General features: G+C 74.6%; 12 protein-coding genes. 7 read left to right on the forward strand and 5 right to left on the reverse strand.

The features are described 5' to 3' along the window. Window positions 1-24: 24 nt before the first annotated feature. A complete protein-coding gene (locus BJP25_RS05260; protein WP_075974091.1) occupies window positions 25-651 on the reverse strand; it encodes a TetR/AcrR family transcriptional regulator in 627 nt (208 codons plus the stop codon). A 97-nt stretch (window positions 652-748) separates the two neighbouring features. On the opposite strand from BJP25_RS05260, the gene BJP25_RS05265 reads away from it, so the two are divergent. The 6 genes from BJP25_RS05265 (at window position 749) to lgt (ending at window position 6941) form a co-directional block, all read left to right on the forward strand. Next, window positions 749-2302 carry an anthranilate synthase component I gene (locus BJP25_RS05265; protein ID WP_075973629.1) on the forward strand — a complete coding sequence of 518 codons (1554 nt, stop codon included), beginning with the start codon at window positions 749-751 and terminating at the stop codon, window positions 2300-2302. A gap of 53 nt (window positions 2303-2355) precedes the next feature. Beyond that, window positions 2356-2844 (forward strand): Trp biosynthesis-associated membrane protein, encoded by a 489-nt coding sequence (locus BJP25_RS05270; RefSeq protein ID WP_158075600.1) that lies wholly within the window; start codon window positions 2356-2358, stop codon window positions 2842-2844. Window positions 2845-2986: 142 nt separating this feature from the next. Further along, window positions 2987-3796 (forward strand): indole-3-glycerol phosphate synthase TrpC, encoded by an 810-nt coding sequence (gene trpC / locus BJP25_RS05275; RefSeq protein ID WP_075973631.1) that lies wholly within the window; start codon window positions 2987-2989, stop codon window positions 3794-3796. A 26-nt stretch (window positions 3797-3822) separates the two neighbouring features. Beyond that, a complete protein-coding gene (gene trpB, locus BJP25_RS05280; protein WP_075974092.1) occupies window positions 3823-5067 on the forward strand; it encodes a tryptophan synthase subunit beta in 1245 nt (414 codons plus the stop codon). Beyond that, window positions 5067-5861, forward strand: coding sequence for a tryptophan synthase subunit alpha (gene trpA / locus BJP25_RS05285; protein WP_075973632.1), 795 nt, complete (start codon window positions 5067-5069; stop codon window positions 5859-5861). The genes trpB and trpA overlap by 1 nt, the downstream gene beginning before the upstream one ends. A 33-nt stretch (window positions 5862-5894) precedes the next feature. Beyond that, the gene (gene lgt, locus BJP25_RS05290; protein WP_075974093.1) at window positions 5895-6941 is read left to right on the forward strand and encodes a prolipoprotein diacylglyceryl transferase; all 1047 of its coding nucleotides are present in this window, start codon (window positions 5895-5897) and stop codon (window positions 6939-6941) included. 9 nt (window positions 6942-6950) lie between these two features. Here the strand turns inward: lgt and BJP25_RS05295 are convergent, their stop codons facing one another. The 4 genes from BJP25_RS05295 to BJP25_RS05310 all read right to left on the reverse strand — a co-directional run bounded on the left by BJP25_RS05295 (window position 6951) and on the right by BJP25_RS05310 (window position 11042). Continuing rightward, window positions 6951-8159 (reverse strand): hypothetical protein, encoded by a 1209-nt coding sequence (locus BJP25_RS05295; protein ID WP_143218885.1) that lies wholly within the window; start codon window positions 8157-8159, stop codon window positions 6951-6953. 135 nt (window positions 8160-8294) lie between these two features. Further along, entirely contained in the window at window positions 8295-9068 is a 774-nt protein-coding gene (locus tag BJP25_RS05300) for an ABC transporter ATP-binding protein (protein WP_075973634.1), read from the reverse strand. Then, on the reverse strand, window positions 9065-10093 hold the full coding sequence (locus tag BJP25_RS05305; protein ID WP_075973635.1) for a FecCD family ABC transporter permease: 1029 nt from the start codon (window positions 10091-10093) through the stop codon (window positions 9065-9067). The genes BJP25_RS05300 and BJP25_RS05305 overlap by 4 nt, the downstream gene beginning before the upstream one ends. Before the next feature lies 1 nt (window position 10094). Next, on the reverse strand, window positions 10095-11042 hold the full coding sequence (locus BJP25_RS05310; RefSeq protein WP_075973636.1) for an ABC transporter substrate-binding protein: 948 nt from the start codon (window positions 11040-11042) through the stop codon (window positions 10095-10097). Window positions 11043-11330: 288 nt separating this feature from the next. Between BJP25_RS05310 and gltB the strand changes: the two genes are divergently transcribed. Beyond that, window positions 11331-15902: a glutamate synthase large subunit gene (gene gltB, locus BJP25_RS05315; protein ID WP_075973637.1), complete on the forward strand. Its 4572-nt coding sequence runs from the start codon at window positions 11331-11333 to the stop codon at window positions 15900-15902. Window positions 15903-15943 lie beyond the last annotated feature (41 nt).

A 15943-nucleotide genomic window follows, 5' to 3' on the forward strand; every position in this document is an offset into this window, starting at 1 on the left:
TCGGCGCTGGTCCGACGAGGCTGGTCAGGCCAGGGGGCCGGTGAGGTAGCGCTGCACGGTCGGGGCCACCGACGCCACCAGCGCGTCGACGCCCGCGTCGGCCACCGGCCCGAACCGCACCAGGTAGCGCACCACGCCCAGCCCGATCATCTGGCTGGCCACCAGCCCGGCGCGCAGCTCCTGCCGGTCGTCGGCCACCCGGTCGGCCAGCTGCCGGAACAGGTTGGCCAGGAAGAAGTCGCGCAGCGACGAGGCCGCCTCCTCGTGCGAGGCCGCGCTGCGGATCAGCGCCGAGAAGTGCGCCCCGTCCGCGGCGTCCCAGGCGCCGAGGAACCCGCGCACGATCCGCTCACCGAGCTCCTCGGCGGGCGCGGCGCGCATCCGGGCGACGTACTCCGGCAGGTCGAACGGCAGCTTGAGCACCGCGGCGGCGAACAGCTTCTCCTTGCCGCCGAACCAGTGGTTGACCATCGCCGGGTCCACCCCGGCCCGCCCGGCGATCGCCCGCACCGTGGCGTCGCGGTAGCCGGACTCGCCGAAGACCTCCCTGGCCGCGGCCAGCAGCGCGGCCCGGGTGTCCGCGCCGCCGGGGCGGCGGCCCCGGCGCCGCCCGCCGCCGTCGCCCGCCGTGCTCGCGCTCACCGCCGACATCATGCCGCATGCCCCCCGCGCACCCGGATCCGCGCTGGTCACCAAGGCCATCACCCCGGTGCCGGGTGGCCGCCGGGGCACACGGCAGAATGTCGGCATGGTGAGTGCGATCGGCGTCCCGTCCACACCCGCCGCGGCGTCGGTGGGCATGGGGAGCGTCAGCCCCACCCGCGAGCGGTTCCACGCGCTGGCCCCCGACCGCCGCGTCATCCCGGTCGTGCGCCGGGTGCTGGCCGACGCCGAGACCCCGCTGTCGGTGTACCGCAAGCTCGCGGGCGACCGGTCCGGCACCTTCCTGCTGGAGTCGGCGGAGAACGGCCGGTCCTGGTCGCGCTGGTCGTTCATCGGGGTGAACAGCCCCGCCGCGCTCACCGCCACCGGCGGCGAGGCGCACTGGGTGGGCACCCCGCCGGTCGGCCTGCCCACCGGTGGTGACCCGCTGGACGCGCTGCGCGAGACCGTCCGCGCGCTGCACACCGACCCGCTGCCCGACCTGCCGCCGCTGACCGGCGGGATGGTCGGCTACATCGGCTACGACGCGGTGCGCAGGCTGGAGCGGCTGCCGGAGCTGGCCGAGGACGACCTGCGGCTGCCGGAGCTGGTCATGCTGCTGGCCACCGACCTCGCCGCGCTCGACCACCACGAGGGCACCATCACCCTCATCGCCAACGCGGTGAACTGGGACGACTCGCCCGAGCGCGTCGACGCCGCCTACGACGACGCGCTGGCCAGGCTGGACGCGATGACCGAGGCGCTGAGCCGCCCCGCGCCCTCCACCGCGGCGGTGTTCGACCGCCCGCCCGCCGACTACACCCGCCGCCGCACCCCGGAGGACTACCAGGGCGCGGTGCTCGCGGCGAAGGAGGCGATCCGGGCGGGCGAGGCGTTCCAGGTGGTGGTGTCGCAGCGGTTCGAGATGCGCACCGAGGCCGACCCGCTGGACGTCTACCGGGTGCTGCGCACCACCAACCCCAGTCCGTACATGTACCTGCTGCGGCTGGACGGGTTCGCCATCGTCGGCTCCAGCCCGGAGGCGCTGGTGACCGTGCGCGACGGCAAGGTCACCACCCACCCCATCGCGGGCACCCGCTGGCGCGGCGCGGACCCCGAGGAGGACCTGGTCCTGGAGAAGGACCTGCTGGCCGACACCAAGGAGCGCGCCGAGCACGTGATGCTCGTCGACCTGGGCCGCAACGACCTGGGCCGGGTGTGCGCGGCGGGCACCGTGCAGGTGGTCGACTTCTTCCGGGTGGAGCGCTACAGCCACGTCATGCACATCGTCTCCACCGTCAGCGGTGAGCTGGCCGAGGGCAAGACCGCCTTCGACGCGGTGGCCGCCTGCTTCCCGGCGGGCACCCTGTCCGGGGCGCCCAAGCCCCGGGCGATGGAGCTGATCGAGGAGCTGGAGCCGACCCGGCGCGGGCTCTACGGCGGCGTGGTGGGCTACCTGGACTTCGCGGGCGACGGCGACACCGCCATCGCCATCCGCACCGCGCTGGTCCGCGACGGGGTGGCCTACGTGCAGGCGGGCGCGGGCGTGGTCGCCGACTCCGACCCCGCCGCCGAGGACGCCGAGTGCCGCAACAAGGCGGGCGCCGTGCTGGCCGCCATCGCCGCCGCGGGCACCATGCGGGGGGCGACCCGCGGGTGAGCGAGCGGCCGAGCGACCAGGAGCCCCCCTCTCGACGTCCTCTGTGGATCGTCGTGGGGCTGCTGCTGGTCGGGGCCGCCTTCCTGTGGGGCGCGTCCGCGCTGACCTGGGCGACGACCACCGCACCGGTGCCCGGTACCGGCGCCGGTCGCAGCACGGCGCAGACTGTGGGGGACGCGCTGGCCCCGGTCCTGCCGATCGCGGTGCTGTCGGTGGCGGGCGTGGCCGCGGCGCTGGCGTTCGGGCCGCGGATGCGGCGGGTGACCGGCGTGCTGCTCGCCGCGGCGGGCCTGGTGCCCGCCGTGGCCGCCGTGGCGACCTCAGGCGGGCAGTGGTGGGCCAGGGCCGCGGTGGTCGCCGCGGGCCTGGTGGTCGCGGCGGGCGGCGCGCTGCTGCTCGCGGTGGCCGGGCGGGTGCCCGGGATGGGGTCGCGGTACGCCGCGCCCGGCGCGGCGAAGGGGTCGGCGCGCACCGAGGACGACCTGTGGCAGGCCCTGTCCGAGGGGCAGGACCCGACCGCGGGTGGGGAACCCGGGCGGTGAACGGGCGGGGACCCGGTGCCTCCTGGCCGAAAGGTCCGGAGTTAGCATCGAAACGGCGGGAAGGGGCAGTGCTTGTGAGCGAGTACACCAGCGCAGCGGTGCGCGTCTCGGGTCACTCCGGCGTCGTGCTCGGGGGCGTGCGGTGAACGTCCTGGAGTCGATCGTCGCGGGGGTCCGCGAGGACCTGGCCGCGCGCGAGGCCGTGGTCACCTTCGACGAGGTCAAGGCCAGGGCCGCCGCGGCGCCCCCGCCGCGCGACGCCTACACCGCGCTGCGCGGCACCGATGTCGGGGTCATCGCGGAGGTCAAGCGGCGCAGCCCGTCCAAGGGCGACCTGGCCGCCATCGCGGACCCGGCGGCGCTGGCCCGCGACTACGAGGCCGCGGGCGCCCGGGTCATCAGCGTGCTCACCGAGCAGCGCCGCTTCGGCGGCTCGCTGGCCGACTTCGACGCCGTGCGCGCCGCGGTCGACGTGCCGTTGCTGCGCAAGGACTTCGTGGTCAGCCCCTACCAGGTGCACGAGGCCCGCGCGCACGGCGCCGACGTGGTGCTGCTCATCGTGGCCGCGCTGGAGCAGCCCGCGCTGGAGTCGCTGCTTGACCGGGTGGAGTCGCTGGGCATGACCGCCCTGGTCGAGGTGCACACCGCCGAGGAGGCCGACCGCGCGCTGGAGGCGGGCGCGAAGGTCATCGGCATCAACGCCAGGGACCTGCGCACCCTCCAGGTGGACCGGGACGCCTTCGGCAGGCTGGCCCCCGGCCTGCCGCAGGACGTGGTCAAGGTCGCCGAGTCCGGTGTGCGCGGTCCCAGCGACCTGATGACCTACGCCGGGGCGGGCGCCGACGCGGTGCTCGTCGGCGAGGGCCTGGTCGCCACCGACGACCCCAAGGCCGCGCTCGTGCAGCTGGTCACCGCCGGGTCGCACCCGGCGTGCCCGAGGCCGAGCCGGTGACCGAGCACGACCGGCAGGAGCAGCAGGTGGGCGCCCACGACGAGATCGACCCGCACGCGCCGGGGCCGCACGACCCCGACGCGCGCGGCCACTTCGGCCCCTACGGCGGGCGGTTCATGCCCGAGGCGCTGATCGGCGCGCTCGACGAGCTGTCCGCCGAGTACGACAAGGCCAGGCTGGACCCGGAGTTCACCGCCGAGTTCACCCGGTTGCTGCGCGACTACGCGGGCCGCCCCTCGCTGCTGACCGAGGCCCCCCGCTTCGCCGAGCACGCGGGCGGGGCGCGGGTCTTCCTCAAGCGCGAGGACCTCAACCACACCGGCTCCCACAAGATCAACAACGTGCTGGGCCAGGCGCTGCTCACCAAGCGGATGGGCAAGAAGCGGGTCATCGCCGAGACCGGCGCGGGCCAGCACGGGGTGGCCACCGCCACCGCCTGCGCGCTCATGGGCCTGGACTGCGTGGTCTACATGGGCGAGGTCGACACCCAGCGCCAGGCGCTCAACGTCGCGCGGATGAAGCTGCTCGGCGCCGAGGTCATCCCGGTCAGCTCCGGCTCGCGCACGCTCAAGGACGCCATCAACGAGGCGCTGCGCGACTGGGTGACCAATGTGGACACCACGCACTACCTGCTGGGCACCGCCGCGGGCGGGCACCCGTTCCCGCTCATGGTGCGCAACTTCCACAAGGTCATCGGCATCGAGGCCCGCGCGCAGGTGCTGGAGCAGGCGGGCAGGCTGCCCGACGTGGTGACCGCCTGCGTGGGCGGCGGGTCGAACGCGATCGGCATCTTCCACGGTTTCGTCGACGACCCTTCGGTCCGCCTCGTCGGCATCGAACCGGGTGGCAAGGGCATCGACTCCGGCGAGCACGGCGCGACCCTGGGCCACGGCACGCCGGGGATGCTGCACGGCGCGATGTCCTACCTGCTGCAGGACGAGGACGGCCAGACCACCGAGGCCTACTCCATCAGCGCGGGCTTGGACTACCCCGGCGTGGGCCCGGAGCACTCCCACCTCAAGGACACCGGCCGCGCGGAGTACCGCTCGGCCACCGACGCCGAGGCGATGAACGCCTTCCGGCTGCTCTCGCGCACCGAGGGCATCATCCCGGCCATCGAGTCCTCGCACGCCCTCGCGGGCGCGCTGGAACTGGGCCGGGAGCTGGGCCGGGACGGGCTCATCGTGGTGAACCTGTCCGGTCGCGGTGACAAGGACATGGACACCGCGGCCACGTACTTCGGCTTCTACGACGAGGCGGGGGAGTCCTGATGAGCGGGCTCGACGAGCTGTTCGCGGGGACGAGGGCCGAGGGCCGCGCGGCCCTGGTGGGCTACCTGCCCGCCGGGTTCCCCACCGTCGACGGCGCGGTCGACACCCTCAAGGCCATGGTGGACTCCGGCTGCGACCTGCTGGAGGTCGGCGTCCCGTACTCCGACCCGGTGATGGACGGCCCCACCATCCAGGCCGCCGCCGACGAGGCGCTGCGCGCGGGCTTCCGGCTGCGCGACGTGTTCCGCACCGTGGAGGCCGTCACCGCCGCGGGCGGGCGCGCGGTGGTCATGACCTACTTCAACCCGGTGCTGCGCTACGGCGTGGACGCCTTCTCCCGCGACCTCGCCGCCGCCGGTGGGCTGGGGATCATCACCCCCGACCTGATCCCGGACGAGGCCGGGCCGTGGCTGGAGGCCTCCGCCGCGCACGGGCTCGACCGGGTCTTCCTGGTGGCGCCGTCGTCCTCGGCCGAGCGGATCGCCAGCACCACCGCGGCCTCCTCCGGGTTCGTCTACGCGACCGCGGTCATGGGCGTCACCGGCGCCCGCGACGCGGTGGGCAGCGACGCCGCGGGCCTGGTCGCCCGCACCCGCGAGCACACCGACCTGCCGATCGGCGTCGGCCTGGGCGTGCGCTCCGGCGAGCAGGCCGCCCAGGTGGCCGGGTTCGCCGACGCGGTCATCGTCGGGTCGGCGTTCGTGTCCGCGGCGCGGGCGGGCGAGGGCGCGGTGCGCGCGCTGGCGGCCGAGCTGGCCGAGGGCGTGCGGCGCTCGCCCGCCCCGATCGGCTGAGGTCGGGGCGCCCCCGATACCGTGGTGGCCGTGATGCGCGCCTCCACGCAGTTCCTCGCGACGATCCCCAGCCCCGACCGCGGCGTGTGGCAGATCGACCTGGGCTTCCTCACCGTCCCGATCCGCGCGTACGCGCTGTGCATCATCCTCGGGATCGTCGTGGCGATCTGGTGGGGTGAGAAGCGCTTCCAGGCCCGCGGCGGCGCGCCCGGCGCGGTCATCGACATCGCGGTGTGGGCGGTGCCGTTCGGGCTGGTCGGCGGCAGGCTCTACCACGTCGCCACCGACTACTACCGGTACTTCGGCGCGGGCAAGAACCCGGTCGACGCGCTGCGCATCTGGGACGGCGGGCTGGGCATCTGGGGTGCCATCGCGCTGGGCGCGGTCGGCGCGTGGATCGGCTGCCGCCGCAAGGGCATCCCGCTGCCGGTCTTCGCCGACGCGATCGCCCCGGGCATCGTCACCGCGCAGGCCATCGGCCGCGTGGGCAACTACTTCAACCAGGAGCTCTACGGCGGGCCGACCAGCCTGCCCTGGGGCCTGGAGATCTACCAGCGGGTCAACGCCAACGGCATCGAGGACCCGCTCAACGGCGTCGCGGTCAACCACGACCTCGTCGCGGGGTCCCCGGTGCACCCGACGTTCCTCTACGAGCTGATCTGGAACCTGCTGGTGGCCGCGCTGGTCGTCCTGCTCGACCGCAGGCTGCGGCTGGGCCACGGCCGCGCGTTCGCGGTGTACGTGGCCGGCTACACCCTGGGCCGCGGGCTCATCGAGCTGATGCGCACCGACCCGGCGACGCAGGTCTTCGGCGTGCGCATCAACGTGTGGGTGTCGCTGCTGGTGTTCCTGGGCGCGGTCGCCTACTTCGTGCTCGCCGCCAAGCGCGGCCCGCGCGAGGTGCTGACCCCGGCGGGCGGCCCGGTGGACACCGACGAGGCGGGTGCCCACCGGACCGGCGCCGAGCCCAAGGGCTCTCCGGCCGCCGATTCCACCAGCGCCGACGCCGACAGTGCGAACACCAAGGCAGACAGCGCGGACGGCAAGCCGAAGGAGAAGGCAGGCGGTTCCGGCGACTGACCCGGCGGGTCAGCGCAGGCCGACGTCCACCTGGTGCCACAGCGCCAGGTTCGGCGCGCGGGTGCAGGTGATGGGCAGCGGCGCGAGCGCGGTGCCGTCCGCCAGCAGCGGTTCGACCACGAGCAGCTCGCCCGGCTTGGCGTCGTAGAACAGCGCCGGGGCCTGCGGGAACGGCAGCAGGAAGGTCAGCGGCGGCAGCTCACCCCTGGCGACGGTGGTCAGGCCGTTGGAGTCGACCGGCTGCGTGCCGCTGGCGGTGATCCGCTGCGGGGTCGTCCAGGGGAAGTTGTAGTGCAGGCGGCCGGTGACCGTCATCCGCAGCGAGGTCGCCCCCGCCGCCACCAGTTCGTCGTGCAGCGCCCCGGAGCGCAGGTCCAGCTCGGCCACCGGGTAGTTCGACGACCAGGACAGCGGGCCCGTCGGCGTGCCTGCCACGGCCTTCTTCGGCACGCGCAGCGTGACGGGGAACCGCAGCGCGAACTCCTGCCGGGGGTGCTGGGCGGTCGCGGCGAGCACGCAGCGGCTCGTGCCCGCCTCCCGGGACACCGTGGTGAAGCCCGCGGGCAGGACCAGCACGCTGCGCCAGAGGAAGAAGCTCGGCAGCGAGTAGCAGCTGACCGCCAGCGGGGCCAGGGCGGTGCCGTCCGCGGTGACCGGGGTGAGCTGCGCCCAGGACGAGGAGAACCAGATCGCCGGGGTGGTCTCGCCGGGCCTGCTGGGCTCGGTGAACCGCAGCGGCGTCAGCGAACCGGACCCGGTGGCGGTCAGCGCGGTGCCGCCGAGGTCCTGCTCGCCGGTGGTGCGCAGCGTGGCCGGGACGCCGCCGCCGCTGAAGGAGTAGGAGAAGATGCTGGAGGTCGTCTCCACCCGCAGCTTCGCCGCCCCGCGCGCGTGGAGCGCCGCGCCCAGCGGGGTGCCGGGCCGGGTGTCGAGGCCGATCGACGCGGTCGCCTCCCACGGGACGGCGGGGGAGGGCGTGCCGACCTCCAGCACCTCCGGCACGTCCAGGGTCACCGGGATCGCGGCGTCGAACCGCAGCGCCGGGTACTCCGGGGTCTCCCGCAGCTCGCAGGGGACGTTGGCGTTCTCGGTCTCCACCGACGCCGGTCTGGGCGGCGCCGCCGCCCCGGTCGTGCCTGCTCGGGCGGGGCCGACCACCAGCAGCGCCGACGCGGCCGCCACCACCACCCCCGCCACTGCCCACCTGTACTCGCGCACGCGACACCCTCTCCTCGACAGCAGGTCGCGCAGGGGTACCACGGGGCGAATCCGCTGCTCAAGGGCCACTTCGTACAGGGTGCGATTCGTGCTAACCCCGCTACTGCGGCACCCGGGAAAACCTGCGCGGAGCGCTCAAACCGGACGGCTGGGCACCACCGCGGGGTGGCCGCCGCGGGTGCGCAGCACCTCGACCTCGGCGGCGTAGTGCCGGGCGACGACCTCCTGGGTGAGCACGTCGGCGGGGCTGCCGTGCGCGACCGGGCCACCGCCGTCGACGAGCAGCAGGCGGTCGGCGTACTGGGCGGCCAGCACGAGGTCGTGCAGGGTGCTGACCACGGTGGTGCCGTCCTCGGCGCGCAGCCGGTCGACCAGGTCGAGCAGCGCCTGGGCGTGGCCGATGTCCAGGCCGGTGGTGGGCTCGTCGAGCAGCAGGACCCCGGTCTGCTGGGCCAGGACCCTGGCCAGCACCGCGCGCTGGCGCTCCCCGCCCGACAGCGCCCGCAGCGGCCGGTCGGCCAGGTGGGCGAGGTCGAGCCGGTCGAGCACGCCGGCGACGACCTCCCGGTCGGCGCGGCCCTCGCGGGCCAGCGGGTCCAGGTGCGGGGTGCGGCCCAGCAGCGCGTAGTCGGCCACCGCCAGCCCGTCGGGCACCACCGCCACCTGCGGGGCGTACCCGATCAGCCGGGCCCGCTCGCGCGCCCGCAGCCCGCCCACCGCGCGCCCGCCGACCTCGACCACCCCGGTCGAGCGGACCAGCCCGGCGACGGCCTTGAGCAGCGTCGACTTGCCCGCGCCGTTGGGCCCCACCACGGCCAGCCACCCGCCCGCGGGCACCTCGGCGCTCACCCCGCGCACCACCGGCGCCCCGCCGTACCCGGCCGCCACGTCCCGCAGCTCGACCCTCACCGCACCCGCCCCCGCTGCGCGCGCAGGACGAACGCGAAGAACGGCGCCCCGGTGAACGCGGTGATGACCCCCAGCGGCAGCTCCGCCGGGGCCACCACCGTGCGCGCCACCTGGTCGGCGACCACCAGGAACACCGCCCCGCCGATGAACGACAGCGGCACCACGACCCGGTTGCCCGAGCCCGCCAGCAGCCGCACCAGGTGCGGGACGACCAGGCCGACGAAGCCGATCAACCCGCTCACCGCCACCGCCGCGGCGGTCGCCAGCGAGGCGGCCAGCAGCACCACCAGCCGCACCCGGCCCGGCCGCACGCCCAGCGAGGCGGCCTCCTCGTCGCCGAGGGCGAGCACGTCGAGCAGCCGGGCGCACAGGCACAGCACCAGCCCGGCGACCACCAGGTAGGGCAGCACCAGCAGCACCTCGCGCCACCCGGAGGCGTTGAGCCCGCCGAGCATCCAGGTGTAGACCTGCCTGACCGTGTCGGTGTCGAGCTGCTGGACCGAGGTCTGCACCGCGGTCAGGAACGCCGCCACCGCCACCCCCGCCAGCAGCAGCACCGCCGTGCCGCCGCCCGCGGCGCGCGACAGCGCCCAGGTCAGGCCGACCCCGCCCAGGGCGCCCGCGAAGGCGGCCAGCGGCAGCGGGCCCACCACCCAGCCGGTCGTGGTCGGGGCGAGCACCACGACCAGGGTCGCGCCCAGGCCCGCGCCCGCCGCCGCGCCGAGCAGGTACGGGTCGGCCAGCGGGTTGCCGAACACGCCCTGGTAGGCCGCGCCCGCCCCGGCCAGCGCGGCGCCGACCAGGGCGCCCAGCAGCACCCGGGGCAGGCGCACCTGCCAGACGATCGCCGCCTCCCGCTCCGACAGCGGCGACACCCCGCCGGTCAGCTGCGCCCACACCTCGCGCAGGACCCTGGTCCAGCCCAGCTCGGCGGCGCCCAGCAGGGTCGCCACCGCGACCGCGGCGAGCAGCACCAGCAGCGCGACCGCGAGCGCGCCGGGGGACAGCCGGGTCCTGGTGGGCACCTCAGGCCTTCGCGACCGCGTCGGCGACGACGCGCACCAGGTCGACCACGCGGGGACCCCAGCGGGAGGCGATGTCGTCGTCGAGGGCGGTGACGCGGCCCGCGCGCACGGCGTCCACGGTGGACCAGCCGGGCCGGGCGGCGACGGTCTGGGCGCTCTGCCCGCAGCACTTGACGTCGGCCAGGAACACCAGCGAGGGGTTGGCCGCGATGACGTACTCGGCGGACAGTTGCGGGTAGCCCGAGCCGGTGGCGTCTGCGGCGTCGGCGATGTTGGTCAGTCCGAACAGGCCGTAGACCTGGCCGATGAACGTCGACGAGGTCGCGGAGTACAGCGTCTGGTCGAGCTCGTGGTAGTAGGTCAGCCGCTTCTTCGGCGTGGCCGCCACGACCCGCTCGATGTCGGACCGCATCCGCGCCACGAGGTCGTCGGCGGGGTGGCCGGTGGCCCTGCCGAGCACGTCGAGTTCGGTGTAGACGTCGTCGAGGGTCTTGGCGGACGCCAGCACCAGCACCGGGACCCGGAGCTTGGCCAGCCCCGCCACGAGCCCACCCGGGTCACCCGAGGCCACCACGAGGTCGGGCGACTTCGCGGCGATGGCCTCGACGTTGGGCGTGAGCCCGGACAGGTCCGTCCGCGGCGCCTCCGCCGGGTAGCTGGACTGGTCGTCCACCGCGACGACCTGGCCGCCCGCGCCGAGGGCGAACAGGCCCTCGGTCGCCGTGGAGGACAGCGAGACGATCCTCTCCGGCCGCGCCGGGACCGTCAGCGGCGCGCCGCCGGGCGGGGTCACCGTGACGGGGAAGCTCACCTGCGCCGCGGTGGGGGCGGGGGTGGCGGGCTGCTCGCGGGTCGCGCACGCGGCGGTGGCGGCGAGGACGGCGGTCAGCAGGGCCGCGGCGCGCCGGGTCCACCCGCGCGCGGGCCGGGACTGTTTCGGGCTGGTCACGGTCGAAGAACGCTAGCAGCCGCAAGCGGTTCGCGTGCGGGCGCCACCGGGGTGCGCTGGGTATGCTGCTCGGAGCAACGCACGCGGTGGCCGCGCACGCGGGCACCGGCACGGCGAAGTCCGGGTGTGACGACGGTTTCTTGTTCGTTTCAGGACTGTTAAGCTCGGACCACTCCCCGCGGGCCGCTGCCGTCCCGTGCCCAGACCCCAGGCACCGCCGCCGAGGTACCCCCACGACCCAGGCGACCGCCCGATCCTGAGCGCGAGACGCTGAAGGAGGACCCGCGCATGATCTTCTCCGCACTGCCGCGCACCCAAGGCCTCTACGACCCGGCGCAGGAGCGCGACGCGTGCGGTGTCGCGATGGTCGCCGACATCAAGGGCAGGCGCTCGCACGGCATCGTCACCGACGCGCTGACCGCCCTGGCCAACCTGGAGCACCGCGGCGCCGCGGGCGCCGAGCCGACCAGCGGCGACGGCGCGGGCATCCTGATCCAGCTGCCGGACGCGCTGCTGCGCGCCGAGGTCGGCTTCGCGCTGCCCGAGCCCGGCGCCGACGGCGCCCTGGCCTACGCCACCGGCCTGGCCTTCCTGCCCGCCGACGCCGACGAGCGCGCCAAGGCCGTCGCCCTGGTCGAGCGCGTGGCCGCCGAGGAGGACCTGGTCCTGCTCGGCTGGCGGGAGGTGCCGGTGGCCCCGGACGCCGCCGACGTGGGCCCCACCGCCCGCTCGGTGATGCCGCACTTCGCCATGCCGTTCCTGGTCGCCGCCCAGCCCGGCCAGGACGGCGGCCCGGTCGCGGGCGTCGCCCTGGACCGGCTGGCCTTCTGCCTGCGCAAGCGGGTCGAGCGCGAGTCGGCCGCCGCGGGCTGCGGCACCTACTTCCCGTCGCTGTCCTCGCGCACGATCGTCTACAAGGGAATGCTGACCACCGCGCAGGTGCCCGCGTTCTTCCCCGACCTCACCGACCAGCGGCTCACCAGCGCCATCGCCCTGGTGCACTCGCGCTTCTCCACCAACACCTTCCCGTCCTGGCCGCTGGCGCACCCGTTCCGCTACGTCGCGCACAACGGCGAGATCAACACCGTGCGCGGCAACCGGAACCGGATGCGCGCCCGCGAGGCGCTGCTGGCCTCGGAGCTGATCCCGGGCGAGCTGAGCAGGCTCTTCCCGATCGTCGACCCGTCCGGTTCGGACTCCGCCAGCTTCGACGAGGTGCTGGAGCTGCTGCACCTGGGCGGGCGCAGCCTGCCGCACGCGGTGCTGATGATGGTCCCCGAGGCGTGGGAGAACCACCGCGCCATGGACCCGCGCAGGCGGGCCTTCTACCAGTTCCACGCCAGCCTGATGGAGCCGTGGGACGGCCCGGCGTGCGTCACCTTCACCGACGGCACCCTCGTCGGCGCCGTGCTCGACCGCAACGGCCTGCGCCCGGCGCGCTGGTGGCGGCTGGCCGACGACCGGGTGGTGCTGGCCAGCGAGACCGGCGTGCTCGACGTCGCCCCCGACCAGGTGGTCGCCAAGGGCAGGCTGCGGCCCGGCCGGATGTTCCTGGTGGACACCGCGGGCGGCAGGCTCGTCGACGACGACGAGGTCAAGACCGCGCTGGCCCACCAGCACCCCTACGACCAGTGGCTGCACGCGGGCCTGCTCAAGTTCTCCGACCTGCCCGACCGCGAGCACGTCGTGCAGACCCACGAGTCGGTGCTCCGCCGCCAGCTCACCTTCGGCTACACCGAGGAGGAGCTCAAGGTCCTGCTGGCCCCGATGGCGGTCACCGGCGCCGAGCCGATCGGGTCGATGGGCACCGACACCCCGCCCGCGGTGCTCTCCCAGCGCTCGCGGCTGCTCTACGAGTACTTCAAGCAGAACTTCGCCCAGGTGACCAACCCGCCGCTGGACGCCATCCGCGAGGAGGTCGTCACCTCGGTGCGGCGCATCATGGGCCCGGAGCAGAACCTGCTCGACCCCGGCCCGGCGTCCTGCCGCCACATCCAGCTGTCCTACCCGGTGGTGGACAACGACGAGCTGGCCAAGCTCATCCACGTCAACGACGACGGCGACCTGCCCGGGTTCGCCTGCACCGTCCTCAGTGGCCTGTTCGAGGCCGACGGCGGCGGGCCCGCGCTGGCCGCGGCGATCGAGCGGGTGCGCCGGGAGGCCTCCGAGGCCATCGCCGCGGGCGCGCGCACCCTGGTGCTCTCCGACCGCGACTCCGACCACCGGATGGCGCCGATCCCGTCGCTGCTGCTGGTCTCCGCGGTGCACCACCACCTGGTGCGCACCAAGGAGCGGCTGCGGGTCGCGCTGGTCGCCGAGACCGGCGACGCCCGCGAGGTGCACCACGTGGCGCTGCTGCTGGGCTACGGCGCGGCGGCGGTGAACCCGTACCTGGCGTTCGAGACGATCGAGGACCTCATCGCCCAGGGCACCATCACCGGCACCGAGCGGCACAAGGCGGTCCGCAACTACGTGCAGGCGCTGGTCAAGGGCGTCCTGAAGATCATGTCCAAGATGGGCATCTCCACCGTCGGCGCCTACACCGGCGCCCAGGTCTTCGAGAGCTTCGGGCTGGCCCAGGACGTGCTCGACGAGTACTTCACCGGCACCAGCTCCAAGCTCGGCGGCGTGGGCCTCGACGTCATCGCCGCCGAGGCCGCCGCCCGGCACCGCCGCGCCCACCCGGACAACCCCACCGAGCGGGTGCACCGGCGGCTGGAGGTCGGCGGCGAGTACGCCTACCGCCGCGAGGGCGAGCTGCACCTGTTCACCCCGGAGACGGTGTTCCTGCTCCAGCACGCCACCAGGACCGGCCGCGCGGACGTGTACCGGCAGTACACCGCCGAGGTCGAGCGGCTCAACCGCGAGGGCGGCGCGCTGCGCGGCATGTTCGCCCTGCGCACCGGGCAGCGCCCGCCGATCCCGCTGGACGAGGTCGAGCCGGTGGAGGCGATCCTCACCCGGTTCAACACCGGCGCGATGTCCTACGGGTCGATCTCGGCCGAGGCGCACGAGGTGCTGGCGATCGCGATGAACGAGATCGGCGGCCGCTCCAACACCGGCGAGGGCGGCGAGGACCCCGAGCGCCTGCACGACCCCCGGCGCCGGTCGGCCATCAAGCAGGTCGCCTCCGGCCGCTTCGGCGTGACCTCGGAGTACCTGGTCAACGCCGACGACATCCAGATCAAGATGGCCCAGGGCGCCAAGCCCGGCGAGGGCGGGCAACTGCCGCCGAACAAGGTCTACCCGTGGATCGCCCGCACCCGGCACTCCACCGCGGGCGTCGGGCTGATCTCCCCGCCGCCGCACCACGACATCTACTCCATCGAGGACCTCGCCCAGCTCATCCACGACCTCAAGAACGCCAACGAGCACGCCCGCGTGCACGTGAAGCTGGTGTCGGAGCTGGGGGTGGGCACGGTCGCGGCGGGGGTGTCCAAGGCGCACGCCGACGTGGTGCTCATCTCCGGGCACGACGGCGGCACCGGCGCCTCCCCGATGAACTCGCTCAAGCACGCGGGCACGCCCTGGGAGGTCGGCCTGGCCGAGACCCAGCAGACGCTGGTGCTCAACGGCCTGCGCGACCGGATCACCGTCCAGGTCGACGGCGCGCTCAAGACCGGGCGCGACGTGGTGGTCGCCGCCCTGCTGGGCGCCGAGGAGTACGGCTTCGCCACCGCGCCGCTCATCGTCGAGGGCTGCGTGATGATGCGGGTGTGCCACCTCGACACCTGCCCGGTCGGCGTCGCGACGCAGAACCCGGTGCTGCGCAAGCGGTTCACCGGCCAGGCCGAGCACGTGGTCAACTACTTCCGGTTCGTCGCCGAGGAGGTCCGCGAGCTGCTGGCCGGGCTGGGCTTCCGCACCCTCGACGACGCCATCGGCCACGCCGAGCTGCTCGACACCGACGCCGCCGCGGCGCACTGGAAGGCCCAGGGCCTCGACCTGTCCCCGGTGTTCGCGGTGCCCGACAACCCCTACGGCGGGGCGCGGCGGCGCGTGCGCGCCCAGGACCACGGGCTCGCCGAGGCGCTGGACCGCACCATCGTCGCGCTCGCGGAGGCGGCGCTGGAGGACGCGCACCCGGTGCGGCTGGAGCTCCCGGTGCGCAACGTCAACCGCACGGTGGGCACGCTGCTCGGCTCCGAGGTCACCCGCCGCTTCGGCAGCGAGGGGCTGCCGCCGGGCACCATCCACCTCACCCTGACCGGGTCGGCGGGGCAGTCGCTGGGCGCGTTCCTGCCGCAGGGCGTCACCATCGAGATGGTCGGTGACGCCAACGACTACGTCGGCAAGGGCCTCTCCGGCGGCACCATCGTCGTGCGGCCCGACCCGGCGGCCCGCTTCGCCGCGGAGAAGCAGGTCATCGCGGGCAACGTCATCGGCTACGGCGCCACCTCGGGCGGGATCTACCTGCGCGGCCAGGTGGGGGAGCGGTTCGGGGTGCGCAACTCCGGCGCGGTCATCGTCGCCGAGGGGGTGGGCGACCACGCCTTCGAGTACATGACCGGCGGCCGCGCGGTGGTGCTCGGGCCCACCGGCCGCAACCTCGCCGCGGGCATGTCCGGCGGCATCGCCTACGTGCTCGACCTGGACCCCAAGCGGGTCAACACCGACATGGTGGAGCTCCAGGCGCCCACTGGCGACGACCTCAAGTGGCTGCGCGAGACCGTCCAGGCCCACCACGACCTCACCGGCTCCCCGGTCGCCGCCTCGCTGCTGGGCGACTGGACCCGGCGGGCGGCGGGCTTCGCCAAGGTCATGCCGCGCGACTACCAGCGCGTCCTGGAGGCGATGCGCCTCGCCCGCGCCGAAGGCCGCGACGTCGACACCGCCGTCATGGAGGCCTCCCGTGGCTGAGCGGTGTTTGATTTCTCCCGCCACCCGCCCCCTCGTCCCCG

The organism is Actinokineospora bangkokensis (genome assembly GCF_001940455.1).
In the GTDB taxonomy this organism is placed as follows: domain Bacteria; phylum Actinomycetota; class Actinomycetes; order Mycobacteriales; family Pseudonocardiaceae; genus Actinokineospora; species Actinokineospora bangkokensis.